Genomic DNA, 24,204 nt, shown 5'->3' on the forward strand with positions numbered 1-24,204 from the left:
TGCTCACGAGTCGTTCACCACTCCTCATTCGCTCCGCGGAGTCCCTCCTCCGCCGGGCCTCCACTCCACTCACTGCGTCGGGTTCTCTCCATGAGTGCGACGGGATACCTGTTGAGCAGATGCGCGAGCGGGATACGACCCGTGTAGACGCCGCCCGCGAGAAGGTCGCGCCAGTGGCCTGGAGGCAAGGTGAGGGTGGTGGCGCCCCAGCCGCCGCGTGCTGCCAGCCGTACGGGCAGGCGGGTCGCCACGACCACCGCCTCCGTCCCCCTGGCGAAGGCGATCACGTGCTCGTCCTCTATCACGAGCGGCTGGTACGGCGCGGCCGGGTCGAGCCTGCGGCGCAGCCGGAGCGCCTGGCTGGTGACCAGCAGCTTGGCCGCGTCCCAAGCGGTGACGGGCACCCTCGGGAACTGGACCGGCCGCCGGTTGTCCGGGTCGACCAGCGAGAAGTCGGTCGTCTCGTTGCCCTGGTAGACGTCGGGCACCCCGGGCAGCATCAGCTGGACGAGCTTCTGCCCCAGCGAGTTGCACATCGCGTAGCCGTCGATGGCCGCGGTGAACTCCCCCACCGGCAGCTCGACGGCCCTGTGGGCGAACGCGCGCAGGCCGTCCTCGTAGGCGAGGTCCCTGTCCATCCACGACGTGCGGGTCTTGGCCTCGCGGGCGGCCTTGAGCAGGTAGTCGGCGAACCGGTCGGCCGAGATGGGCCAGGCGGCCACGAGGTTCTGCCAGGCCAGGTAGTCGAGGTGCGGGTCGAAGGACAGCCGCGCCGACCACCCACGCACCGCATCCGCCCATTCTTCCGGCATCTCCGACAGGACGGCCAGCCTGGCCCTGACGTCCTCCGAGCGTTTCGTGTCGTGGGTGGACAGGGTGGTCATGCTGTGCGGGCGCATCGTGGCGGCGTAGGCGTGGAACTCCTCGACCGGCAGCCCGAACGCGTCCGGCTCGCCGCCCACCTCGTTCAGCCCGGCCAGCGGGAACCAGCGGTAGAGCGCGGTGTCCTCCACGCCCTTGGCCATGACGGGGCCGCAGGTCTGCTGGAAGCGCGTGACCAGCTCGGGCGGGCCGTACAGCAGTTGCTCGGCCAGGGCCCTGTCAGGCGTCGCTCCCTCGACGATCGCCACGGACTCGGGCGGCGGCTCCTCCCCCGGCACCACGTAGGCCCGGTAGACGGGCATGGCCACGAGAAGCTCCTCGACGGGCCCGTCCACGGCCAGGCGCGCCACCTCGGCGCCGAAGAACAACCTGATGGCGTCGCGCTTCGACTGGACCATGACCTCGCGGTAGTCGGTCGGCCATCCCGTCATTTCCGCATATAGCGCGATTAGCTGGTCTTTGGAGCTTGGGTCGACGAACAGGCGGTTGATGCGGTTCAGCACCTCGTAGCCGGTCGTGCCGTCGCACGCCCAGTCCTGCGGCAGCCGCTCGTCGCCGATGAGGATCTTCTCCACGACCGTCCACGCGCCGCCGGTGCGCTCCCGCAGCCGCGCCAGGTAGCCGCGCGGATCGGCCAGCCCGTCGGGATGGTCGACCCGCAACCCCTCGACCAGGCCCTCGTCGAGCAGCCAGAAGATCACCTCGTGCGTGGCGGCGAAGACGTCGCGGTCCTCGACCCGCAGCCCGATCAGGCTGGAGACGTCGAAGAAGCGCCGGTAGCCCGGCCCCTCGCGCCAGTCCACGAGCCGGTAGTGCCCCGGGTAGGGGAACTCGTGATCGTGGTAACGCAGCACGTCACCGTCCCGTACCGGCTCGGTCGCATCCCCCAGGACGGGCATGGCGACCGTCCCGTCGACCCAGTCGATGTCGAACCACTTCGCGTACGGCGAAGCCGTACCGTCACGGAGCACCGACCAGAGCTGGATATTTCCGGACTCGGGCACGGGGACGGTCATGTGGTTCGGCACGATGTCCACCACGATCGCCAGATCGTGCGCGGCGAGCTGGTCGGCCATCTCCCTGAACCCCTTGGCGCCGCCGAACTCCGCCCTGATCCGCGAGTGGTCGGTGACGTCATAGCCGTGCCGCGACTCGGGCACCGCCTGGAGGATCGGCGACAGGTACACGTGCGTGACGCCCAGATCCCGCAGATACCAGGCGATCTCCGCCACCTGCTGGAACCCGAAGTCGGGCGTCAGCTGCACCCTGTAGGTCGAAACGGGTCTAGACACGGCGCAACACCCGCACGGAACGCCCGGCCACCTGGACGCCCTCTCCGGCCCGGCAGACGCGGTTGTCGAGGATGATGGGCATCGCGGTGTCGATCTCGGTCAGCCACATCTCGCCGTAGTCCTTCGGGATGGTGAACCTGATCCCCTCGTGGTGGGCGTTGAACAGCAGCAGGAACGAGTCGTCCACGATGCGCCTGCCCCTGCGGTCCGGCTCGGTGATGGCCTCGCCGTTGACGAAGACCGCCAAAGACCTGGCGTAGCCGACGTTCCAGTCGGAGTCCGTCATCTCATCTCCGGACGGGGTCAGCCAGGCGATGTCGCTCAGCCCCCTGACCGGCCTGCCATAGAAGAACCGCCTGCGCCGGAACACCGGGTGGTCGCGGCGCAGCTTGGCCAGGCGCTGGGTGAACTCCAGGAGCAGCCAGTTCTCCCTGACGTCCGACCAGTCGACCCAGCTCAGCTCGTTGTCCTGGCAGTAGGCGTTGTTGTTGCCCCGCTGCGTACGGCCGAGCTCGTCCCCGTGGCTCAGCATCGGCACGCCCTGGGACAGGAACAGCGTGGTCAGGAAGTTGCGTTTCTGCTGCTCACGCAGCGACTCCACGGCCAGGTTGCCTGGACCCTCGACCCCGCAGTTCCAGCTCCTGTTGTCGTCGTTGCCGTCGCGGTTGTCCTCGCCGTTGGCCTCGTTGTGCTTGCCGTTGTAGGAGACGAGGTCGCGCAGGGTGAAGCCGTCGTGGCAGGTCACGAAGTTGATCGAGGCGGCGGGGCGGCGGCTGTCGTCCTGGTAGAGGTCGCTGGAGCCGGTCAGGCGGCTGCCGAACTCCGGCAGCGTCGCCGGCTCGCCGCGCCACAGGTCGCGGATGGTGTCGCGGTACTGCCCGTTCCACTCCGTCCACCTGGGCGGGAAGTTGCCCACCTGGTAGCCGCCGGGGCCGACGTCCCACGGCTCGGCGATGAGCTTGACCTGGCTGAGCACCGGGTCCTGCTGGACCAGGTCGAAGAAGGAGCTGAGCCGGTCGACCTCGTGCAGCTCCCTGGCCAGCGTGGAGGCGAGGTCGAAGCGGAAGCCGTCCACGTGCATCTCGGTGACCCAGTAGCGCAGCGAATCCATGATCAACTGCAGGACGTGCGGGCTGCGCATGAGCAGGCTGTTGCCGGTGCCCGTGGTGTCCAGGTAGTAGCGGCGGTCGTCGTCGACGAGGCGGTAGTAGTCGTCGTTGTCGATGCCGCGCATGCTCAGCGTGGGCCCGAGGTGGTTGCCCTCGGCGGTGTGGTTGTAGACGACGTCGAGGATGACCTCGATGCCCGCCTCGTGCAGGTTCTTCACCATCGCCTTGAACTCCAGCACCTGGCCGCCGCGCTGGCCCTGGCTGGAGTAGGCGTTGTGCGGGGCGAAGAAGCCGATGGAGTTGTAGCCCCAGTAGTTGGACAGGCCCTTCTGCTCCAGGATGTCGTCGGTGACGAACTGGTGGACCGGCATCAGCTCCAGCGCCGTCACCCCGAGCCCGGTCAGGTGATCGATGATCTCCGGATGCCCGAGGGCGGCATAGGTGCCGCGGATCTTTGACGGGATCTTGGGGTGGGCGATGGTGAGCCCTCTGACGTGCGCCTCGTAGATCACGGTGTCGTGGTACGGCGTAGCCGGCGGCCGGTCGTGCCCCCACCCGAAGAACGGATTTATCACGATAGACCGCGGCACATAGGGCGCCGAGTCCTTGTCATTACGACTCTCCGGCTCCCCGAAGGTGTACCCATAGACGGCCTGATCCCAGCGCACCGCTCCTTCAACAGCCTTGGCATAGGGATCGAGCAGCAACTTGGCCGGGTTGCACCGCTGCCCGTTGGCCGGATCGTAGGGCCCGTGCACGCGATACCCGTACCGCTGACCAGGACCGATACCCGGCAGATACCCGTGCCAGACGAACCCTTCGATCTCGGTGAGCGAGACCCTGGTCTCCTGGTCCTCCTCGTCGAACAAACACAACTCAACCTGGTCGGCAGCTTCGGTGTAGAGGGCGAAGTTCGTACCGGCACCGTCGTAGGTGGCACCGAGCGGATAGGGGTCTCCGGGCCATATGTCGATCATCGGGGCGGCTCCCTTAGCGATATGCCCCATGTTCGCCCAGTCCTCGGCGGGTGCCTAGAGACACCCGCCGTCTTCCCTCACGGCCAGGGGCAGTGCGTTCTCGCCGACGTTTCGGCGCCCATGGCCCTGCCCCGCCGTACGACCTCTAACAGCACCCAGTGCGGCGCCCGCTCGTGCGGCAGGACCCGCACCTCGCTGGCCCAGCAGGCGGAGGCGATGACCTCGGCCACCTCCCGGACGTCGGTCACCGTGATCCCGGCCCTGCACCACACCCAGGCCCGCTCACCGAACCCCGCGGGCGCGCACCACAGGATCGCCGGGATCCTGCCGCGCCTGTTGACCACGTACCCCTCGACGAACCCCACCCGGATCCGGTGCGCGGTGGCCACGCACCGGATCCGCCCCCACGCCTCGGACCGCGCCTGCGGCCAGAGGACGATCGCGACCGGCACCGTCGCCGCCCACCAGGAGACGGGCCCGACGCTGACGACCAGCTCGTAGACGAGGACCGGCCCGAGCACGACCAGCCCGATCTCATACCGCCACCGCCACACCACGACCAGGGGGTTGGGCCGTGCGATGGGGGTGGTTGCACGATTGAGCTCGTCCAGCAGGCGGCGATCCCTCACGGCCGCCCCCTCCCCGACCCGAGACACCCGTGGCAGATGCCTCGCCTGGTGAACCCCTCCCCGAGGCAGTGTTTGCAGAGGCCGAGGTTGGAGTTGCGGTAGACCCGCATGAGCGGCGCGGGACGCCGGACCTCCCAGCCCTGCTCGCGGGCGCGACGGTCGAGCTCGTCGAAGGCCCAGCGATCGAGGAGGTGCAGGAGCGTAACCATAAGGCGACGGACCGGTATACGGAGGCGTCGCTGAATGGCTACGTTGCTAACATCCATGGTGATTGTCCTTTCGCTTTGCGTGGCGGCGGATGATCATCCAGCGGGGTCGATGCGGCTACATCGACCCCGCTTCGTCTCGGCACCCTGACGGACATCGGGGCCTCCTTCCCTTTGCGATGCCTTTACCCGGTTTGCCACATGCCTATGGCAATTACCAAAGGAACGTGCCGGTGACGATTTCCTAACCGCCCGCGCGAGAGACTGCTGCGGCGGTACGCTCGCGACAAGTAGCGGAGAGGACGTTCTGTGGCTGACGCGAACCCCACCCTTCGTCAGCGCCAGCTGGCCAACCGCCTACGCGAACTGCGCAAACAAAGCGGCTTGAACCTGGCGGAGGTTGCCGAGCAGATCTTGCTCTCTCCAGCCCAGGTGAGCCGCATCGAGAATGCCAAGCGCATCGCAAGCCCACGCGACGTTCGCGCGCTCTGCAAGCTCTACGGCGTGCCGGAGGCGGAACTGCTGAAGCTCGCCAAAGAGTCAAGGAAGCGGGAGTGGTGGTTGGACCACGACGACCCCGACTTCCGCCAGATGATCGGCCTCGAATCAGAGGCCAGCGAGATCATCGAGTACGAGACAACGACGATCCCCGGCCTCCTGCAGACCGAGGGCTACGCACGGGCCATCTTCAAGGGCTACCTGCCGCGCATCGATCCCGAGGTCCTCGAAAGCCGCACTCAGGGCCGCATGAAGCGCCAGGAGTTGCTGTACAGGCAACATCCGCCAATCTACTGGGTTCTGCTCGACGAGTCGGTTCTGCACCGGCATGTCGGGGGGCTGCAGGTCATGGCCGACCAATTGGAGCAGCTGACATCCCTGGCAGAGCTCCCTCAAGTGAATGTCTTGGTGATTCCCTTCACTGTGGGCGCGCACATGGGATTCGACACAGCATTCAGAATGCTCAGGTTCCCGCAGGACGCAGATATATCTGACACGCTTTTCACGGAAGACTCGATGGGAGGCGAAACCCATGAGGACTATGGGCCAAGTAGGGCGAGAATAGAGCGTTACAGAGAGATTATTGACCACTTGCGCGCCGCAGCCGCAAATCCAACTCAGTCAATAGAAATGATCAGAGCGAAGGCAATGGAATTTGCACAACAATACAACGAATCACAGGCGCCGACTAGCCAATAGAAGCCTCTTGATCACAGCTTGGCATCACATATCGGACAAATCCATCACAGCAGGCGAGATGGCCGGGAAGCAGGGTTCGAATCCTCTTTGTTAACGGGCGTTGCTGAGTGCCAGATGGTACGCTCTGATGCTCTCGGGCCGCCTGGTCCGACAAGGGATCCCGCCCAGCCCTCCGCTCTCGTCGGCAAGCGCGTCCGGTCGGCCCAACGGGCGCGATAGAAGGAGAGAGCATGCCGATACATGCGACGCATAGCAGCGAACTACCACAATGGCGCAAAGCCAGCTTCTGCAATAACGGGACTTGCGTAGAAGTCGCAGAGCTTTCATCGGGCAACATCCTGGTGCGCGACGGCAAGAATACAAGCGGCCCTTTCCTCACATTCGAACCGATCGAGTGGGCGAATTTCGTCGGGGAGCTTAAGAACGTCAAGCGAGGTGGATAACCGCTACGCTGAGCAGAGCCCGGGGCAGGCGAGAGTCATCGTCTGCCCCTGCCGCATTTCCCTATCTCATCAGCCCCATCACTTTCTCCACTAAGGGGTTGAAACGACCAGTCGGGGTAAAATCACGGGGCGCGATGCCTACAGCCGACCCAGCGGGAGGTAGCGCATGAGGCCCCCACCAGCCATCAATCGGGATGTCGAGCACGCGTGCGACAGGGGCGACATGCCATACGGCCCGACGCGGGCGCGGGCCAGCGGGGACACCGAGGTCACCGTTCTTCACCCTGTCTACATTCGACCTTGAGAGACGGTCGCACCCGGGCGGCGCGATCCACCCCGGATGGCCCCCGGCTCGAAGCCTCAGGAGAGAACAGAATGTCCTCAGCACACGCAGGCGAACCCATAGCGTGGAGAGTAGCCGCACGCTGCAACAATGGCAGCTGTGTCGCGGTGGCCGCGTTCCCCGGCGAGCTCGTCGTCATGCGAGACACCAAAGCTCCCGACGGTCCATTACTGGCCTTCTCGAGGTCGGAGTGGGCTGCGTTCATCTTGCGCATCAAGGCGAGCTAGCCCGCATGAAGCGACAAAACGTCGTGGTGACCGAGCAGGATGGCGCCGTCGTGATCCGTAACGCACAGGGCGTATCGCTGACATTCAGCACTGAGGAGTGGCTGACATTCGTGTCCGCGGTCAAAGCAGGCGAGTTCGACGAGGTTTGACCACCGCCCCATGGGCACTGGTCGATTCCATGGGTGGTTTCAAGAAGTTCTTACTGCGGGGCAACATCGTCGAGCTCGCTGTCGCCGTCATCGTCGGGGCCACCTTCAGCGGTCTCATCCAGGCCATGGTGGTCGATCTCATCACCCCGCTCGTCGGGGCGGTCACCGGGGGCAAGCAGCCCGACTTCGCCGACTACTCCTTCACCCTCAACGGGAGCCAGTTCAAGTACGGTGACTTCCTCAATCACCTTCTCACGTTCCTGATCATCGCCGCGGTCGTCTACTGGCTCGTGGTGATGCCTATGACGCGGCTGGTCAGCGTGTTTGATCGGGATAAAGCGACTGAAGAGCGTAAATGTCCGGAGTGTAGGAGTGATGTTCCTGTCGACGCACGGCGGTGTGCGTTCTGTACCGTCTCGCTCGTTCCGGAGACGGAAATGCCTACTGAAGGACAGCCACCTTCTCGCCCAGCTCGTTGACCGCTGACAGCTTGCCCGGGCCGGTGAACGCGTGGTGTCCCTGAGTGGTTTTCGAGCCTACGGTGATGGCCACTACTCGGCGGCTGCCTGCTGCTACGTAGTGGCGTTTGCCCGATGGGCCCCTCCACCATGTTCCGGCGACTATGTCGCGGCTGAGCCTGCTGCAGTCCCAGGTGTTGGTCCTGGTGCCGGTGATCGTCGCCGCCGTGCGGGTGAGCAGGACGCCGGTGATCGAGCTGCCGCCCGTCGCGTCCGTCAGGCGCAGGCAGACCCAGCGTCCCGCGACGCCCTCGGGAAGCTGTCCGGCCCAGAACTCCCACGCCGTCGCCGCCTGGATCTCCCCCGACGGCCGGTCCAGCGCGCATCCGAGCCGCTTCCACACCTCGAACCCGCCGGGCACGGTGTCGAGCTCGTTCGGCCCGTAGCGGTTGATCTCGGCGGGCGGCGGTGGCTGGTAGTAGGCGTTCGCCATCACCAGGCGCCCAAAATCGATCATCGTGTACGGCAGGCCGTGCGCGATCTCCGGGGCGCGCAGCCGTACGACAGGCCCTCGCCAGCAGCCCTTGGAGGCTGCGGCCGGGATGGGCTCGGTGACGCCGCCCTTCGACCTGCCCTTACGCCAGTGCGGTGACGACCCGGTCAGCGAAGCGATCGAGAACTCGCGCACCCACGGCGGCAGCAGGTAGCGGCTGCCCGCCGCGGTGGTGCGGAGTTTGAGCGGGCTCGCCCCGTCTGGCTTGGATCGGGGCTCCGGCATGACCTCCAGCGTGGGCCGCCCGCCGTCCTCGGTGTAGCGCGCCACCAGCGACGGCGCCCGCAGCAGCACCACCTGGGCCCCGTCCACCCGCCCCGCGTAGATCAGCTGCGCCTGCCGCCACGCCGCCAGAGCCCGCTTGACCAGCGCCCTGTCCCCGACGAGCGAGCCGCGCGGCGCCCAGGTGGTCAGGTCGAGGTCGGTGCTGGTCCGCCACGCGCCCGCCGCCGCCACCGACGGCTCGGCCTGGCGCGGGGTGACGGCCATTCCCGGGCGGGAGAGGTCGAGCTTGGGGACGACGAACAGGGCCGCCAACGCGCAGGCGGCCACGCCCACGACGACCTTGCGCGACGGCCTGACGGGCCGCCTGCCGTACATCCTGGCGAGGTTCGGGTCGGCGGCCGGGCGGCGCAGGGGCTCCAGGCGGGAGACCTGGTAGACGACGTGCTGGGCGTCGGGCACCCCGGCGCCGGTCAGGATCTCCTGCACCTGCTCTGGCGGGCGCTCCTCCAGAGTCAGGAGCACGTAGGCGGCTCTGACCTGCGGGGACAGTCGGTGGAGCGCGGCGGTGAAGTCGGCCTCGGCGCTCCGCGTGACGGCCGGTTCGACGTCGACGAGGGCCAGGCGTCCCGACCAGGGCCAGATGCGGGTACGCAGCAGCCGTCGCAGGAAGGTCTGGCGCAGCCGTACCGGATCGCGGGATGCGCCGGAAAGGGCCGCTGCGGCCAGCCGGTGGGCGAGGACGAGGCGGCGCTGCTCGCCGAGCGTGACGGGGAGGACGAGGTAGGCGAGCCACACGAGGTCGCGGTACGGCTGGGCCAGCGGCACGGGCACACTCCTCACCATAGGTAGCCGTGAGAACACCGAAGGTTAGCGGCAGACTTGACCATCGCGCGGCAAATGCCGGGAAGTTGCCAGAGGTTCGGGTGGAAAGATGGCGGGATGAGCGTTGAGTTGTTGGTCTGGCGTGCGGCAGACCATCTGTCCAGAGATCAGGCGCGGGCCGTGTACCTCGCGGTCAAGGACGCGCCGCCGTCTACTGGACCGGCGCCCGACTTCGCGAGGGAGCTCCCCGGCCAGATCCGGATTTTTCGGGATCAGGTGTTGGTGGGGATGGATCTTGACACGATGGATGAGATGTCGGCCAAGGTCTTCGCCGTCGCCAAGGCGAACGGCCTGGTCTGCTACGACCCGCAGCGCGACCTCGTGCACAACCCAGGCCCGCTCGGCGTGTACCCCGGCATGCAGCTGCACACGGGCGACGGGATGATCGTCACCGACCCCGACCTCGGGCTGATCCACGACGCGCTCGCCACGCTCTCGCCGCAGAACCCGTTCAGCGCGCTGGTCAACTTCGGGATGCACTTCATCCAGGTCTCACCCGTGGAGGGTGGTTACGAGCTGGAGTACAAGGAGGGCACGATGGCGTCGGCGCTCGTGCCCGAGCTTGCGGAGGTGCAGCGGGCCTTCGAGGAGTACGCCACGGGCGGACGCGGTTTCACCAAGCTCCTCAAGCCGGCTTAGCCTCCACGAGCACCGCCCACTTGGCCCCCGACGGCACCACAACGGCGACGGAGCGTTGACCTCCCGAAACATCCACCTCGTGCATGCTCGGCTCGCCGCCGCATTCGTCGGTGAACCGGGTGGAGCCGACCTTGGTGACGATGTCCCCGACCACCTCGCCGGGGATGCAGTGCAGGTGCAGCCGGTAGCCCTTGGCCACCCTGAGCTCGCTGGACCAGGAGGGCTCCTCCCCCTTGGGGTCGGCGTGCTTCAGCAACACCTTGCCCTCCAAACCCAAGGACAGGTCGGCGAGCTTGTCCGGCGCCATCGTCGTGGCGGTCGTGCTGGGCTTGGGGGCGGCCTGAGTAGGCACGACCTCAGGCGATCCCGAACAACCAGCCAGCACGATCATCGCCACCGCAGCCACTAACCAACGCATGTCTCGTGAGCTTAGATCACCTCGCGCAGGAGCGCCGGGTCAACGTTCCCTCCCGAGACCACGACCGCCGTCCTGCCGGAGGGCACGCGACCGGAAAGAAGGGCCGCGGCGGCCGTCGCGCCGCTGGGTTCCGCGACCAGCCGCGCCGACCTGGCCAGACTCCCCATGGCCGAGCGGATCTCCGCCTCGGACACGGTGACGATGCCGTCCAGGTGCCGCCGCAGGTGCGCCAGCGTCAGCTCGGACAGGTTCGCCCGCAACCCGTCGGCGATCGTCCTGAACGTCAGCGACGGCTCCCACGTCACCACCCGCCCGGCCGCGAGGCTCTCCGCCGCGTCGGCCGCCAGTTCGGGCTCCACCCCGAGCACGGTCACCTCCGGGTTCAGCGCCTTGACGGCCGTGGCGATGCCCGAGGCCAGCCCGCCCCCGCTGACCGGGACGAGCACCACCTCCACATCGGGCAGGTCGGCCATGATCTCCAGCCCGATCGTGCCCTGCCCGGCGATCACGGCGTGGTGGTCGTAGGGCGGGACCATCGTCAGCCCGCGCTCCGCGGACAGCCGCTCGGCAGCCACCAGCCGCTCTGCGGGCGGCACCACGACGAGCGTGGCCCCGTGCCCGCGGATCGCGTCCGCCTTGACCTGCGGGGTGCCCTCCGGCACGACGACGACGCAGGGAATGCCGAACTGGGCCGCCGCGTAGGCGAGCGCCTGCCCGTGGTTGCCCGAGGAGTGCGTGACCACCCCGGAGGGCTTCAGCGAGGCCACGGCGTTGTAGGCGCCCCTGATCTTGAAGGAGCCGACCCGCTGGAGGCTCTCCGGCTTGAACCACGCGTCCAGGGCGGGGACGAGCGGGGTGCGGACCGCAACGGGCGCGATGCGCGAAGCGGCTGCCCTGATGTCATCGATCGTGACGAGATCCATGGATTCACTCTAGATCTCGGGCAGTAACATTTGACATATTACCTCTCATGCGGATCCCCCCATTAATCGCAGCCGCCACGCTGGTGGCGACAGCCGTACTCGTCCCCCTGCCCGCGACGGCGGCGGTGCCGGCGCCCAAGGCCACCTCCAGGGACGTGGCCCCGCTCAGCCCGCAGCAGCAGGAGCAGGCGAGCCTGCGCAGGCAGGCCGTCGAGCAGAGCCTCACGGAAGGCCCGTCGCTCAGGTCCCGCGGCAAGACCGTCAAGGTCGGGCACAGGTACGTGGAGCTGGCCCAGGAGCGCCAGGACCAGATCTTCGTCGTCCTGGCCGAGTTCGGCGACCAGGTCGACCCGAAATACGGCGGTACGCCAGGGCCCAGGCACAACCAGATCACCAAGACGCCCGAGGACAACCACACGCTCCTGGTGTCCGACTTCAACCGCCGCTACTACGAGAAGTCCTACTTCGGTAGCGGCAACTCGCTCAAGAGCTTCTACAACCTGCAGTCCTCCGGCCGCTACGACATGGACGGCACCGTCTCCGACTGGGTCAAGGTGCCCTACAACGAGGCCCGCTACGGCGGCGACAAGTGCGGTCCCGAAGAGGGCGGCATCTGCTGGAACAACTGGGACCTGGTGCGCGACTCGGCCAACGCCTGGTACGAGCGGCAGAAGGCGGCAGGGAAGTCCACCGCGCAGATCAAGGCGGAGCTCGCCAGGTACGACGTCTGGGACCGCTACGACCACGACAACGACGGGAACTTCGACGAGCCCGACGGCTACCTCGACCATTACCAGGTCGTCCACGCCGGCGTCGACGAGACCTGGGGCGGCGGCGCGCAGGGCGCCGACGCGGTCTGGGCGCACCGCTACTTCGCCTACTGGAACCAGCGCGGCCAGGCCGGCCCCGACGGCAACAGGAACGGCGGCACGCAGATCGGCGACACCGGCATCTGGGTCGGCGACTACCTGACCGCGGGCGAGAACAGCGGCGTCGGCCTCACCGCCCACGAGTTCGGCCACGACCTGGGCCTGCCCGACCTGTACGCGGGCGAGGGCGAGAACGCGGTCAACTTCTGGTCGCTGATGTCGTCGGCCTCCTACCTGGGCACGAAGAACGGTCCCACCGGCGAGTACCCGGGCGACCTGGACGCGTGGAGCAAGCTGCAGCTCGGCTGGCTGGACTACGACACGGCCGAGGCGGCGACCGCCTCCAGGCACACGCTCGGCGTCAGCTCCTACAACACCGACGACCCGCAGGCGCTGCTGGTGAAGCTGCCGCCGCGCCGGGTGGAGACGCCGCTGGCCAAGCCGTACCAGGGCCAGTGGCAGTGGTGGAGCGGCAAGGGCGACAACCTCGACCAGACGCTGACCCGCGAGATCGACCTGACCGGGCTCACCTCCGCGACGCTGCGGGCCAGGGCCTGGTACAAGATCGAGCAGGACTACGACTACCTGTACGCCGAGGCGTCCCTGGACGGCACCACCTGGACCAGGCTCGGCGCGCTCACCGGGCAGTCCGACTGGACCGAGGTGGCCTACCCGCTCGACAACTACGCGGGCAAGAAGATCCAGTTCAGGTTCCGCTACGTGACGGACACCAACACGCAGGAGGACGGCGCGCTGCTCGACACCATCGCGGTGGACGGGGTGTTCAGCGACGACGTCGAGGCGGGCGAGGGCGCCTGGACCGCGGTCGGCTTCAGCAGGTCGGGCGAGGTCGGCGTCAAGGACCACGCGCGCGCCTACCTGGCGGAGAACCGCCGCTACACCGGCTACAACGCGTTCCTGCAGACGGGACCGTACAACTTCGGCTGGACGGGCAGCCAGAAGGTCGAGCACTACCCGTACCAGGAGGGCGTGCTCGTCTGGCTCTGGGACACCTACTTCGCCGACAACACCACCAGGAACCACCCGGGCGAGGGCCTGATCCTGCCGATCGACGCCCGTCCCGCGCCGCTGCGCTGGGCCGACGGCACCGCGGTCAAGGGCAGGTTCCAGGTGTTCGACGCGCCCTTCGGGCTGAGCCGTTCTGACAAGGTGACGCTGCACCTGGCCGGGCAGCCGACGGTCTTCCTCCGGCAGCCGGCTGTCAGGTCCTTCGACGACAGGCACGGCGTCTACTGGGACGCCGCGCTGCCCGAGCTCGGCGTGAAGGTGCCGGACACCGGCACCAGGATCGACGTCGTGCGCGAGGGCAAGCGGACCGTCCTTGAGGTCCGTCCGGCCTAACCCGGATACGGCTCCGCTGGACGCGCTCTGCGCACGACGGGTGTGACAGCACCCACGAGCAGGAGCGCGAACAGCGGAGCCAGTACCAGCCCGAGCGCCAGACCGCCGAGCACGTCGTGCAGGTAGTGCACGCCGACGAACACCCGCGAGTACGCCATGACGGCGGCCAGCGGAAGCACCACCCAGGCCAGCGCGCGCCAGGCGAGCACGAGCGCCCCCGCGGCGCCGCCCGCGATCACCGCGTGGTTGCTGGGGAAGGACCAGTCGCCCGTCGGCGGGCAGGCCACGATCGTCGCGGCGCCGCCGCGGCACGGCCGCTCCTCCTTGACCAGGAGCTTCACGACCTCGCTGACGACGTACGCGCCCGTCACCCCGACGGCCCCGGCCACGACCAGGGCGAGGTCGCGAGCGGGGCGTTTCAGAGCGCGCCAGGCAGCCACGACGAAGAGGACTGCGAAGAGCACCAGCCCCAGATCGGTTCCCGTTTTCGCGAGCTCGTTGAACAAACCTGGTCTCCTCCGTGAAAGGGCGATGAACCACCCTACGGAGCTACCAGGTCAGTAAATATCGGCCTTTAGGTTAGAACTCTGCGCTTCAGCTCGGCCTGACGGCTGATCAGCTCGCCCTCGGTGATGAGGCCGCGGTCGAACGCCTCGGCGGTGGCGTCACGCTCGGCGACGTAGTAGGCGGCCATGATCTCGCTGCGGAGCGGGGTGAACCCGCGTTCCACGCAGTCGGAGAAGATGCTGACCTTGGTGTCGACCACGTCGGCGGAAACACTGCACGCCAGGTCGTGAGCTCGGAGATCGGCTACCGCTTCGCGCAGCGTGACTCCGTTGAAACGAGTATCAAGTGTGATCTTCAACTTCTCGCGCCTCCAAGGTCAACAACAACCGGAAATGGTGGCGTATTCCCTGTTCAGAGCGGGTAGGGACCGGTTCGTGATCGGAGAGCACGTGATCGTCGGCTACACGAACGACCCCGGTGGGCGTGACGCTCTCACGCTCGGGGCCGCGATCACCCGCGTCACCGGCGGTGAGCTGACGGTCGCCACCATCTACCCGCCCGGCAGCCCGGGCATGGCCGTCGAGGCGCAGGCGAACCTGGCGCACGCGGCGATCGAGCTGGGCGACGTCCAGGCGGAGTACATGGCGTTCGAGAGCCGCGGCGCGGGACGCGGACTGTCGGTGCTGGCCAGCAGGATCAGGGCCGACCTCATCGTGGCCGGCTCCGCGGAGGGCGGGCAGCACGGCCGCATCGCCATCGGCAGCACCTCGGACCACCTGCTGCACCTGTCGTCCGAGGCCGTCATGCTGGCCCCGGCCGGATACGAGCCGCCCGAGGGCCCCGAGCGGCTCACCCTCGCCTACGTGCACCGCCCGCAGTGCGACGAGGCGGTGGAGCGGGTCTCCCAGGCGGCGCTGCGGCTCGGCGTGCCGCTGCGGCTCATCACGCTCGACCTCCGCACCGAGGACGCGGGACGCCTGCGCGACGACCTGGCGCTGGCCGTACGGCTGGCCTGGGAGAGCACCGGCATCGAGGCGGAAGCGGAGATCGCCGAGGGGCACGACGTGGTGGCCGCCATGGAGGACGTCGAGTGGCTGCCCGGCGAGCTGCTCGTCTGTGCCGCCAGCGAGGACGCGCAGGCGCATCGGGTCTTCCTCGGCGAGGTGGCGATGAAGGTGCTGCGTGCGGCGGCCTGCCCGGTTACCGTGCTTCCGCGGGGTTTCGCTTAGTATCTGCCCTCGTGGCACGTTGGATCGTGGTGGCCGTGTTGGCCTCGTTCGCCGCGGTCTATGCGTTGACCGGGGCTTTTCTGGCGATCCCGGTGTTCGGCCTGCAACTGGTGTACCTGTGGCGGCGCGCGCCGGGGTGGTGGCTGCTCGCCGTACAGGCCGCGGTCGTCTACACGACCACGCTGGCGTTCGGCACATCCGTCGGCATCCTCGGCTTCCTGGCCGGATCGCTGCTGCTGACGAGGTTATGGCCGCTCGCGCCGCTCGTCGCGGCCAGCGGGGCGCTCATCGCGCCTGCCGACAAGGTGGACATGACGATCTCCCTTGTCCTCATCGGCCTGGTGATCTACGGGCTGACCCGGCTGACGCAGCGGGTGGACGAGGTCAGGGCGGCCAGGCTGGGGCTGGCCGCGGCCGCCGTGGCCGAGGAACGGCTGCGCATCGCGGCCGAGCTCAACGACGGCCTCGGCAGAGGGCTGGCCGAGATCACCCGCGGAGCCACCGCCGCCCTGTCCGGGGACCGGGAGCGGCTCGGCGAGGTCGTCGCCGCGGCCAGGCGGTCGCTCGCCGACGCCCGCGCGGCCGCCGCCGGTTTCCGCGCGATGTCGCTCGGCCCCGAGATCACCACGGCCCGCGCGATGCTCGCCGCGGCCGGCGTCGAGGTCACCGTGCACGTCGCGCACGCGGAGCCGCTCGGCCCCGCCGGATCGCTGCTGGCCAACATCCTGCGCGAGGCCGTCACCGACGTCATCCGGCGGGGCGCGGCCACCACCTGCGCCATCGGGACGAGCCAGTCGGGCGCCGAGGTCACCCTCACGGTCACCGACGACGGCGTGCTCTCGGCGGGCGAGGAGAGCCTGGGCGACCTGCCGGGCCAGGTGGAAGCCGCCGGTGGGACGCTCACCTCCACGCTGTCCGACCAGGGCCTGCACACGATCACCGCGACGCTGCCCGCGTTGCGCGAGGTCGCCCGGGTGCCGCAGGAGCACGTCCTGTCGGTCGCGCTGGTGGCCGCGGTCGTGGTCGGCTTCAGCATCAAGGCCCTGCTGGGCGTGCCGCCCGAGCTGCTGCCCCCGGCCATCGGCCTCCTGACGCTGATCGGCGTGCTGCAGCTCAGCTCGATCAAGGGCCGCCATCCGTGGCGGCTGGTCCTGATGGCCGTCCTCACCTTCGCGCCGATCCCGCTGTTCGGCCGCACGTGGCTCGGCACGGCGGGTTTTCTGGCCGGTCCCATCCTGCTGGCCCTGCCCGCCTCCGCGGCCTGGCCGGCGGTGGCGGCGTTCATGGGGGTCACCGCGTACGCCGGGGCCATGCTGGGGCTGCCGCTGGCCGTCACGGTCAACTACACGGTGAGCACGCTGGTGACCGGGCTGGTGATGTACGGCCTGCTGAAGCTGGCGCGGATCGTCAACGAGCTCGACGCCGCCAGGGACGAGCTGGCCAGGGCGGCGGTCGTCGAGGAGCGGCTGCGCGCGGCCAGGGACCTGCACGACCTGCTCGGGCACAGCCTGGCGGCGATCATGCTCAAGGTGGAGCTGGCCAGGCGGCTCGACCCGGACCGCGCGCGGGCCGAGCTGGAGGACGTCCTGGAGATGGCCGCCGGGGCCGAGGCCGACCTGCGCGCGGTGTCCGGCGAGCACCGGGAGCTGTCGCTGACCGCGGAGGCCGAGTCCGCCCGGTCGGTGCTCGGGGCTGCTGGGATCAAGGTGGCGGTGTCGCTGTCCCACGAGGACCTCTCCCCCGAGGCGGAGACCGTGCTGGCCACCGTACTCCGGGAGGCCGTCACCAACGTGCTCAGGCACAGCACCGCGCGGACCTGCACGATCACGACAGAGCCCGGCGTACGGCTGCGCGTCTCCAACGACGGCGCGACGCGGTCGGCCGGACGTCACGGGTCGTCGGGCATCGGGAACCTCACCACCCGGGTCGCCGCCCTGAACGGCACGCTCGCGACGTCCTACGCCGACGGGCTGTTCACCCTCGAAGCGGTCGTACCTCAGGCCAGGAACGCGGCGACCGTGCGGGTGAACCAGGCGGGGTCGTCCAGCCAGGGGAAGTGACCGGCGCGCGGCTGGACGGTCAGCGTGCCGTTCCGGAACAGCTCGGCCGCCTGTGCGGCGACGGACGGGCGCGGGCCCATGTCGTACTCCCCCGCCAGGACCAGGACGGGCGCGTCCAGCTTGGCCAGCGCGGCCCTGGTGGCCTCGGGGTCCATCGCGCCTTCCGCGTAGTAGTGCGGGATGGCTTCCTCGTTGATCCTCGCTCCCGCGGCGAACGCGCGGATCTCGTCGTCCCAGCGGCCGTAGAAGAACGGCTCCATGGCATCCCAGTCGTCCTCGGTGGCCTCACCGTCCAGAACCCTCTCCATGGCGGCCCAGGCCTCGGGGTACCAGGACTCGCCCGTGCGCAGCGAGGCCGCCTCACGCCGGTGGTCGGGCACGAAGTCGATCCCGACCGCCCTGAGGCTGGGGGTGACGAGCGCGAGCTTGGCGACACGGGCGGGATGGGCGGCGGCATAGAGCATGGCCAGGTTAGCTCCGGCGGAGTGCCCAAGAACGTCAGCGGTCTCCAGCCCCAGGTGCGCGCGGAATGCCTCGACATCGGCGACCTGCCGATCGACCCGATAGGTGCCGAGATCCCCGGGCACCCCGGACGCCCCGGTGCCGCGCAGGGAGAGCAGATGCAGCGTCCGGTGCTCGGCCAGACCACCCAGGTCCCCCAGGTAGACCTGATCCCGCATAGGCCCACCCGGGACCACCAGAAGCGGCTCACCTTGCCCGGTGGTCCGATAGGCGAGCTCGGTGCCGTCATAACTCGTGAAAGTGCTCATGGCCGTTAAATCCATCCGGCTTCGGTGGCGATTCTGATGGCGTCGGTGCGGTTTCTGGCGTTGAGTTTGGTGACGATGCCGGTCAGGTAGTTGCGGACGGTTCCGGCTGACAGGTGCAGGCGGGAGGCGATCTCCGGGGCCTCGGCGCCCTCCGCGGCCACGCGCAGCACGTCGGACTCGCGCGCGGTCAGCGGGTTGTCCGACAGGTCCCACGCGGTCACGGCCAGGGAGGGGTCCAGGACGCGCTCGCCCGCCACCACCCGGTGGATCGCGGCCACCAGGTCCTCGGGCGGGGCGGTTTTGAGCAGGAAGCCGTCCACCTGGGAGCCGAGGGCACGCTTGAGGTGGCCCGGCTTGCCGTACGCGGTCAGCATGAGGGTCTTGCATCCGGGCAGCTTCGACCTGATCGCCGCGGCCGCCTCCAGGCCGTCCATGGCGCCGGGCATGTCGATGTCCAGGACGGCCACGTCGGGCTCGTGGACCAGGGCGGAGGCCAGCGCGGCGTCGCCCGAGGAGACGGCGTCGACCACCTCGAGACCTGGTTCGAGGCCGAGCAGCGCGACGAGGGCGCCCCTGATGACGTGCTGGTCTTCCGCCAGCAGCACGCGAATCACAGCCATATGTCTATCAGTGTCCGAATCATGATGACGTCATATGGCGCTCGTGATGCCGTCTCTGGCTCAGGACCGCCCAGGTCAGCAGGGTAGAAGGCATGACAGACGTGGTGCGCTTGGACGCGGTGAGCAAGGTTTACGGGAAGGGCCAGGGCGCGGTCGCCGCCCTCAGGGAGGTGTCGATCGGCATCCCCCGAGGCTCGTTCACGGCCGTGATGGGCCCGTCGGGCTCAGGCAAGAGCACGTTCCTCCACTGCGCGGCCGGTCTGGACGTCCCCTCCTCCGGGTCGGTACGGCTGGGCGGCACGGAGCTCGCCGGGATGGACGAGACGAAGCTCACCGAGCTCCGCCGGGAGAAGATCGGCTTCGTGTTCCAGTCGTTCAACCTGATCTCCTCGCTGAACGTCGTGGAGAACATCACCCTGCCGCTGCGCCTGGCCAAGAGCCCCGTCGACCAGGCGTGGCTCGACCAGGTGATCCGCCGCGTGGGCCTGGACGGCAGGGCCGGGCACCTGCCCTCCCAGCTCTCCGGCGGTCAGCAGCAGCGCGTGGCGATCGCCAGGGCGCTGGCGACCAGGCCCGAGGTGGTGTTCGGCGACGAGCCGACCGGCGCGCTCGACACGATGACCGCCCGCGACGTGCTCCTGCTGCTGCGCCAGGTGGTCGCCGAGATGGGCCAGACCGTGGTCATGGTCACCCACGACCCGGTCGCCGCCTCCTACGCCGACACCGTGCTGTTCCTGGCCGACGGCAGGATCGTGGACGCGATGTCCGCGCCCACCGCCGACAAGGTCGCCGAGCGCATGACCCGCCTGGGAGCGTGGAACTGATGATCGGCTTCGCACTCAAGACGCTGAAGCACCGCAAGGCGGGCTTCACCGGGGCGTTCGTCGCCCTGGTGTTCGCGGCCGCGCTGGTGTGCGCGTGCGGGATGTTGCTGGACACGGGGTTGCGCGGCAGCGTCACGCCCGAGCGGTACGCCGGGGCGCCGGTGATCGTGACGGGCGACCAGTTCGTCCGCCAGGTGCAGGAGAAGGGCAAGACCAAGGAGAAGCCGCTGTCCGAGCACGCCTGGATCCCCGCCGAGCTGGCGGACCAGGTCAAGGCGATGCCGGGGGTCGAGAAGGTCGTCACCGAGGTGACCTTCCCCGCCGGTGAGGCGCAGGGCCACGGGTGGGAGTCGGCCGCGCTGACCCCGTTCACGATCGCCGAAGGGCACGAGCCACGCGGGGCCGATGAGGTCGTCGCGGACCGTGGCGAGATAGGCCGAAAAATCACCCTTAACGCAAAGACATACCGGGTTGTGGGCATCACCCAGCAGCAACTGCCCAGCCAGGAGACGATCTTCTTCCAGACGCAGGAGGCTCGGCGCCTGGCCAACCGTCCCGGCCAGCTCAGCGCCATCGGCGTCTTCCCCGATGTGCCGATCAAGGTGGAGAAGGGGGTGGTCTACACGGGTGACGACCGCGGCAAGGTCGAGTTCCTCGACGCGGAGAAGTCACGCGTGCAGCTCATCAGCCTCGGCGGCGCGCTCGGCGGCACCTCGCTGCTCGTCGCCGTCCTCGTGGTCATCGGCACGTTCGCCCTGTCCGTGCAGCAGCGCCAGCGCGAGCTCGCCCTCCTGCGCGCCGTGGCCGCCACCCCCAAGCAACTGCGCAAGATGCTCGGCAGCGAGGCGCTCGTGGTCGGCCTGGCCGGTGGTCTGGTCGGCTCCGCGCTGGGCGTCGGGGTCGGGTTCTGGCTGCGCGGCCGGTTCGTCGCGCTCGGCGCGATGCCGGCGAATCTCCCGCTGGTGGTCAGCCCGTTCCCGATGATCGCCGCGGTGGGCGCCACGGTGCTGGCCGCGTGGGCGGCGGCGCGCGTCTCGGCTCGCCGTACGGCAAGGATCCGGCCGGTCGAGGCGCTCGGCGAGGCCGCTGCTCCGTCGGCGAAGCTGCCGGTCGTCCGGCTCGTCGCCGGGGTGCTGTTCTTCGCCGCCGGCGTGGTCATGGCGGTCGTGCTGTCCGGGTTGCGCACCGAGTCAGCCGCCAGCCCCGTCGTCATGCTGACCGCGCTGCTGTGGTCGATCTCCGTCTCGCTGCTCGCGCCGGCCGTCCCCAAGTTCGGGCTGGGCGGCGGGACCACGGGCTTCCTGGCGCGCAGGAACGTGCGGGCCGGCGCCAAGCGGTTCGGCTCCGTGCTGTCGCCGCTGACCCTCATGGTGGCCATGGCGTGCACGACCCTGTTCGTCCAGACCACGATGGACCACGCGGCCACCGAGCAGGCCGCAGCGGGCAACCGCGCCGACTATCGCCTCACCGGGGCCAGCGCCGCCGCCGTCGCCAAGCTGCCCGGCGTGGAGTCGGTCACCGAGGTGCTGCGCACGTCGGTGCGGATCGACCTCGACAAGTACGCCGCGCAGGCCGTCTCGGGCACCGGCGAGGGCATCGACCTGGGCGTGACGCAGGGCACGATGGCCGGGTTCGGCAAGGACTCGATCGCGGTCAGCCGGTCGGCGGCCGACCGGCTGGAGGTCGGCGTGGGCGGGCAGGTCAGCCTGACGCTCGGCGACGGCACCCCGGCCGTGCTCAAGGTGGCCGCGATCTACGAGCGCCACCTGGCGTTCGGCGAGCTGACCCTGCCGCACGAGCTGGTGGCCGCGCACGTCGACAACCCGTACGGCGTCCTGCTGGTCAAGGGCGGCTCGCTCGACACGCTCGCCAAGGTCGCCAGGGTGGACCCGGTGATGGGCAGCAGCGGCAGCCAGGCCGTCAACTTCGTGGCCATGGGCCTGATCATCGCCTTCACCGCGATCGCCGTGGTCAACACGCTGGCCATGTCCACCTCGGACCGGTCGCGCGAGCTGGCCCTGCTCAGGCTCGTCGGCACCACCAGGCGCCAGGTCCTGCGCATGCTGCGCCTGGAGACGGCCGCGGCGGTGCTCACGAGCGTGGTGATCGGCACGGTCATCGCGGCGGTCACGCTGGTCGCGTTCAGCCTCGGCATGACCGGCTCTGCCCTGCCGTACGTGCCGCCGCTCACCTACGTCGCGGTGATCGCCGCGGCCGCGGCGCTCGCGCTGGCCGCCACGGTGCTCCCGGCCAGGCTGGCCCTCAGGCAGCGCCCCGCTGACGCCGTCGGCGCGCGACAGTAGCCTCGTACAGCTCCACGTAGCGCCCGGCCATCACCGACGGTGAGAACCGGGCGCGCGCCTCGCGCCTGCACTCCTCGGGATCGATCTCGTCCACGCGCAGCACCCACTCGGCCAGCTCCTCCTCGGAGTCGGCCAGGAAGCCGGTGCGGCCGTGGTCGACGAGCTCCGGCAGACAGCCGCGGCGCAGCCCGACGGGCGGCACGCCGAGCGCCATGGCCTCCACGACGGCCGTCCCGCCCGGCTCGTCCCACTGCAGGGGGAACAGCGCGGCCCTGGCCGAGGCGTACAGCAGGTCGCGGGCGCAGCCGCTGACCGCGCCGATCCAGGTGACCAGGTCGCCGTCGAGGTAGGGGCGCACCTCGTCCAGGTAGTAGCGCACGTCGGGGTGGCCGTGCAGCGGGTGGTCGGCGTCGTGGACGACGGTGTCGAGCTCGACCTCGGTGTCGAGGCCGCTGACCGGTCCCGCCAGCACGAGCGGCAGGCCGAGCTTCTGGCAGACGCGGGCGGCGACGTGCTGGCCCTTGAGCCGGCAGATGCGGCCCATCACCACGAACCGCTCGCCCCTGGGGGCCAGGGGCGGCGCGTCGGCGAGGGGCGTGGCCAGGTGGACCGAGCCCAGCGCCGCCTCCCGTAACTCGGCGGGAGCCCTGGCGAGCTGGGCGTCGGAGACGCCGTTGACGGCGATCGAGTCCGGCCAGTTCCCGTAGAAGGCGGGGTGCTTGCGCAGGTCCCAGTGCAGGGTGTGCAGGACGGGCGGCCCGCCGTACGCGGACAGGACGGCAGGGCCGACGACCTCCAGGTGATCGTGCACCAGGTCGATGTCGTCGCGCGAGCGCAGCTCGCGCACCACGCCGAGCTGGTGGGCGTGGGCCAGGCCCATGACCTGGTTGTACGGCTTCTGCAGGTCCCTGAACTGCCCCTCGTCGAAGACGCAGACCAGCTCGTCCGCCTCGATCGTGCTGGAGCGCACCGAGGCGAGCACGACCTCCACCCCGAGCCTGCGCAGCGCGGGGACGAGGGTGGCGACGACGTTCTCGATGCCGCCGTAGCCGCCCGGCGGCACCCGCAGCCACGGTCCGGCGTTCATGAGGATCTTCATGCGACGTCCTCCTCCGTGATGAGGCCGACCACCGAGGCCAGCGGTGGCCGTTCCGCCACGCCGACGTGCGCGAGGGCCGCGCCCGTCCCAGGACCGAACTGCAGGATCGAGGTCGCCGGCGGCTCCGAGGCGACGAGCCTGCCCTCGCGCTCCAGCCGCGACCAGGCGGTGAGCATGATCTGACCGGCCATCCTTCCCAGCGCGGCCGTGCTCTGGTGGGTGTGCTCCCTGACGCCCAGATCCACCTGGGCCATGGCATCCAGGCCGACCATCTCCAGCAGGTCGACCAGCAGGCCGAACTCCACGCCGTACTCGGTGACGAACGGGACCTGTTCGAGCGCGGTACGGCGGGCCGCGTACTCGCCGCCGAGCGGCTGGACGAACCCGGCCAGCTCCGGCCAGAACAGGTTCAGCAGCGGCCTGGCCACCAGCTCGGTGACCCGCCCGCCCTCTCCGGGCCGCCCGGCGAGGGGCCGCTCGTAGGCGCCCTTCACGAACTGGATTCCCGGGTCGGTCAGCAGCGGCCCGATCAGCCCTGAGACGAAGTGGGCGCCGAAGTGGCGCAGGTCGGCGTCGACGAACACCACGATGTCGCCCGTCGAGGCGGCCAGCCCCTTCCACAACGCCTCGCCCTTGCCGGACAGCGGCGGCAGGTCGGGCAGGACCGCGTCCTGGCGGACCACCCTGGCGCCGGCCTCCGCCGCCCTGGCGGCCGTCGCGTCGGTGGAGCGCGAGTCGACGACGACGATCTCGTCGACCAGCGGGACGCCTTCGACGAGGTCGCGCCGGATCACGTCGACGATGGTGCCGACGGTCCGCTCCTCGTCGCGCGCGGGCAGGACCACGCTGACCGTCGTCGGCCCCTTGGCGAGTACGAGCGCGTCCAGCGGCCAGTCGACCGCGGCGCTCGTGTGGGGTCCGAACCAGTCACTGACCCTGGCGAGCGTTCTTCTTTCCATCCAGACAGCCCCGATCTCGTGCGGTCACGGTCGGCAAAGCTGCCCCGAGA

24 protein-coding genes are annotated in these 24,204 nt (G+C 69.3%); 11 read left to right on the forward strand and 13 right to left on the reverse strand.

The features are described 5' to 3' along the window. Positions 1-14: 14 nt before the first annotated feature. From treY to ACIBG8_RS20850, 4 genes are all read right to left on the reverse strand, one after another. Entirely contained in the window at positions 15-2,174 is a 2,160-nt protein-coding gene (gene treY, locus ACIBG8_RS20835) for a malto-oligosyltrehalose synthase (RefSeq protein WP_397344505.1), read from the reverse strand. Beyond that, positions 2,167-4,260 carry a glycogen debranching protein GlgX gene (gene glgX / locus ACIBG8_RS20840; RefSeq protein WP_397344506.1) on the reverse strand — a complete coding sequence of 698 codons (2,094 nt, stop codon included), beginning with the start codon at positions 4,258-4,260 and terminating at the stop codon, positions 2,167-2,169. The genes treY and glgX overlap by 8 nt, the downstream gene beginning before the upstream one ends. 77 nt (positions 4,261-4,337) lie before the next feature. Next, entirely contained in the window at positions 4,338-4,889 is a 552-nt protein-coding gene (locus ACIBG8_RS20845) for a hypothetical protein (protein ID WP_397344507.1), read from the reverse strand. Beyond that, positions 4,886-5,098 (reverse strand): hypothetical protein, encoded by a 213-nt coding sequence (locus ACIBG8_RS20850; protein ID WP_397344508.1) that lies wholly within the window; start codon positions 5,096-5,098, stop codon positions 4,886-4,888. The genes ACIBG8_RS20845 and ACIBG8_RS20850 overlap by 4 nt, the downstream gene beginning before the upstream one ends. Before the next feature lie 306 nt (positions 5,099-5,404). Between ACIBG8_RS20850 and ACIBG8_RS20855 the strand changes: the two genes are divergently transcribed. The 5 genes from ACIBG8_RS20855 to mscL all read left to right on the forward strand — a co-directional run bounded on the left by ACIBG8_RS20855 (position 5,405) and on the right by mscL (position 7,933). Continuing rightward, on the forward strand, positions 5,405-6,292 hold the full coding sequence (locus tag ACIBG8_RS20855) for a helix-turn-helix domain-containing protein (protein ID WP_397344509.1): 888 nt from the start codon (positions 5,405-5,407) through the stop codon (positions 6,290-6,292). 230 nt (positions 6,293-6,522) lie between these two features. After that, entirely contained in the window at positions 6,523-6,735 is a 213-nt protein-coding gene (locus ACIBG8_RS20860; protein WP_397344510.1) for a DUF397 domain-containing protein, read from the forward strand. A 375-nt stretch (positions 6,736-7,110) separates the two neighbouring features. Further along, positions 7,111-7,305, forward strand: a complete 195-nt coding sequence (locus ACIBG8_RS20865) for a DUF397 domain-containing protein (protein ID WP_397344511.1) — start codon at positions 7,111-7,113, stop codon at positions 7,303-7,305. Positions 7,306-7,310: 5 nt separating this feature from the next. Then, entirely contained in the window at positions 7,311-7,454 is a 144-nt protein-coding gene (locus ACIBG8_RS20870) for a hypothetical protein (protein WP_397344512.1), read from the forward strand. 29 nt (positions 7,455-7,483) lie between these two features. Next, a complete protein-coding gene (gene mscL / locus ACIBG8_RS20875; protein WP_397344513.1) occupies positions 7,484-7,933 on the forward strand; it encodes a large conductance mechanosensitive channel protein MscL in 450 nt (149 codons plus the stop codon). Here mscL and ACIBG8_RS20880 read toward each other — a convergent pair. After that, positions 7,896-9,521, reverse strand: coding sequence for a hypothetical protein (locus ACIBG8_RS20880; protein WP_397344514.1), 1,626 nt, complete (start codon positions 9,519-9,521; stop codon positions 7,896-7,898). The two genes, mscL and ACIBG8_RS20880, sit on opposite strands and share 38 nt — an antisense overlap. Before the next feature lie 108 nt (positions 9,522-9,629). On the opposite strand from ACIBG8_RS20880, the gene ACIBG8_RS20885 reads away from it, so the two are divergent. Continuing rightward, positions 9,630-10,211 carry a hypothetical protein gene (locus tag ACIBG8_RS20885; RefSeq protein ID WP_397344515.1) on the forward strand — a complete coding sequence of 194 codons (582 nt, stop codon included), beginning with the start codon at positions 9,630-9,632 and terminating at the stop codon, positions 10,209-10,211. On the opposite strand, the gene ACIBG8_RS20890 is transcribed toward ACIBG8_RS20885, so the two are convergent. After that, positions 10,198-10,629, reverse strand: coding sequence for a hypothetical protein (locus tag ACIBG8_RS20890; protein ID WP_397344516.1), 432 nt, complete (start codon positions 10,627-10,629; stop codon positions 10,198-10,200). The genes ACIBG8_RS20885 and ACIBG8_RS20890 overlap by 14 nt on opposite strands. A gap of 11 nt (positions 10,630-10,640) precedes the next feature. Next, a complete protein-coding gene (locus tag ACIBG8_RS20895; RefSeq protein WP_397344517.1) occupies positions 10,641-11,552 on the reverse strand; it encodes a threonine/serine dehydratase in 912 nt (303 codons plus the stop codon). Between the two features lie 47 nt (positions 11,553-11,599). Between ACIBG8_RS20895 and ACIBG8_RS20900 the strand changes: the two genes are divergently transcribed. Beyond that, the gene (locus tag ACIBG8_RS20900) at positions 11,600-13,783 is read left to right on the forward strand and encodes an immune inhibitor A domain-containing protein (protein WP_397344518.1); all 2,184 of its coding nucleotides are present in this window, start codon (positions 11,600-11,602) and stop codon (positions 13,781-13,783) included. On the opposite strand, the gene ACIBG8_RS20905 is transcribed toward ACIBG8_RS20900, so the two are convergent. Beyond that, positions 13,780-14,289: a phosphatase PAP2 family protein gene (locus ACIBG8_RS20905; RefSeq protein WP_397344519.1), complete on the reverse strand. Its 510-nt coding sequence runs from the start codon at positions 14,287-14,289 to the stop codon at positions 13,780-13,782. The genes ACIBG8_RS20900 and ACIBG8_RS20905 overlap by 4 nt on opposite strands. A 68-nt stretch (positions 14,290-14,357) precedes the next feature. Further along, on the reverse strand, positions 14,358-14,648 hold the full coding sequence (locus ACIBG8_RS20910; RefSeq protein ID WP_397344520.1) for a hypothetical protein: 291 nt from the start codon (positions 14,646-14,648) through the stop codon (positions 14,358-14,360). 76 nt (positions 14,649-14,724) lie between these two features. Between ACIBG8_RS20910 and ACIBG8_RS20915 the strand changes: the two genes are divergently transcribed. Together ACIBG8_RS20915 and ACIBG8_RS20920 are read left to right on the forward strand one after the other, a co-directional pair. Further along, positions 14,725-15,519 carry a universal stress protein gene (locus ACIBG8_RS20915; RefSeq protein ID WP_397344521.1) on the forward strand — a complete coding sequence of 265 codons (795 nt, stop codon included), beginning with the start codon at positions 14,725-14,727 and terminating at the stop codon, positions 15,517-15,519. Between the two features lie 11 nt (positions 15,520-15,530). Beyond that, entirely contained in the window at positions 15,531-17,579 is a 2,049-nt protein-coding gene (locus ACIBG8_RS20920; protein WP_397344523.1) for a histidine kinase, read from the forward strand. Here the strand turns inward: ACIBG8_RS20920 and ACIBG8_RS20925 are convergent. Both ACIBG8_RS20925 and ACIBG8_RS20930 read right to left on the reverse strand, forming a co-directional pair. Beyond that, positions 17,516-18,349, reverse strand: coding sequence for an alpha/beta fold hydrolase (locus tag ACIBG8_RS20925; RefSeq protein WP_397344524.1), 834 nt, complete (start codon positions 18,347-18,349; stop codon positions 17,516-17,518). The two genes, ACIBG8_RS20920 and ACIBG8_RS20925, sit on opposite strands and share 64 nt — an antisense overlap. Positions 18,350-18,354: 5 nt before the next feature. Beyond that, a complete protein-coding gene (locus tag ACIBG8_RS20930) occupies positions 18,355-18,963 on the reverse strand; it encodes a DNA-binding response regulator (RefSeq protein WP_397346152.1) in 609 nt (202 codons plus the stop codon). A 98-nt stretch (positions 18,964-19,061) separates the two neighbouring features. Between ACIBG8_RS20930 and ACIBG8_RS20935 the strand changes: the two genes are divergently transcribed. Beyond that, on the forward strand, positions 19,062-19,793 hold the full coding sequence (locus tag ACIBG8_RS20935; RefSeq protein ID WP_397344525.1) for an ABC transporter ATP-binding protein: 732 nt from the start codon (positions 19,062-19,064) through the stop codon (positions 19,791-19,793). Further along, positions 19,793-22,096: an ABC transporter permease gene (locus tag ACIBG8_RS20940; protein ID WP_397344526.1), complete on the forward strand. Its 2,304-nt coding sequence runs from the start codon at positions 19,793-19,795 to the stop codon at positions 22,094-22,096. The genes ACIBG8_RS20935 and ACIBG8_RS20940 overlap by 1 nt, the downstream gene beginning before the upstream one ends. On the opposite strand, the gene ACIBG8_RS20945 is transcribed toward ACIBG8_RS20940, so the two are convergent. Together ACIBG8_RS20945 and ACIBG8_RS20950 are read right to left on the reverse strand one after the other, a co-directional pair. Continuing rightward, a complete protein-coding gene (locus tag ACIBG8_RS20945; RefSeq protein WP_397344527.1) occupies positions 22,056-23,195 on the reverse strand; it encodes a glycosyltransferase in 1,140 nt (379 codons plus the stop codon). The genes ACIBG8_RS20940 and ACIBG8_RS20945 overlap by 41 nt on opposite strands. Beyond that, complete coding sequence (locus ACIBG8_RS20950; protein WP_397344528.1) at positions 23,192-24,154, reverse strand: glucosyl-3-phosphoglycerate synthase; 963 nt, start codon at positions 24,152-24,154, stop codon at positions 23,192-23,194. The genes ACIBG8_RS20945 and ACIBG8_RS20950 overlap by 4 nt, the downstream gene beginning before the upstream one ends. Between the last annotated feature and the right edge of the window lie 50 nt (positions 24,155-24,204).

This window comes from Nonomuraea sp. NPDC050556 (genome assembly GCF_044457355.1).
In the GTDB taxonomy this organism is placed as follows: domain Bacteria; phylum Actinomycetota; class Actinomycetes; order Streptosporangiales; family Streptosporangiaceae; genus Nonomuraea.